General features: G+C 34.9%; 1 protein-coding gene. It reads right to left on the reverse strand.

Annotation, left to right across the window (positions count from 1 at the left end):
* Positions 1 to 78: 78 nt before the first annotated feature.
* On the reverse strand, positions 79 to 255 hold the full coding sequence (locus tag AC1DJR_RS33740; protein WP_215561360.1) for a hypothetical protein: 177 nt from the start codon (positions 253 to 255) through the stop codon (positions 79 to 81).
* Between the last annotated feature and the right edge of the window lie 152 nt (positions 256 to 407).

A 407-nucleotide genomic window follows, 5' to 3' on the forward strand; every position in this document is an offset into this window, starting at 1 on the left:
GCTTTAGATCATCCGTATGTATATTACCTGAATCATATTTCAGCCCAACTACCCTCATTTTTGCAAGTCTCGCCTCCATTATGCTTTCAACTCCCCACTACACTTTATATTTAGAAAACTATTAAAATGGATCACTCTCTTCGCTTCTAACTTTCTAAGAATCCAAACAGTTTGTTCAAGTAATTTTTTACTAAACTTAAATATTTTCAATTTCTGGATAACTATATTTACGATTTGATTTTTTAATGCTTTCATAATTATCACGCCCCCATTTCCCCTGTTTCTTTTACGTCTTCCAATAATACTTGGAACGCATCATAACGGTCCTGATATCTATCCATGTTTCCAAACCTTGCTCGTAACCTTTCAAAAAAAACAGGTGTTGGGGTCATCCGACTAGTTTGTGC

Source organism: Bacillus sp. 05T31 (assembly GCF_056396725.1).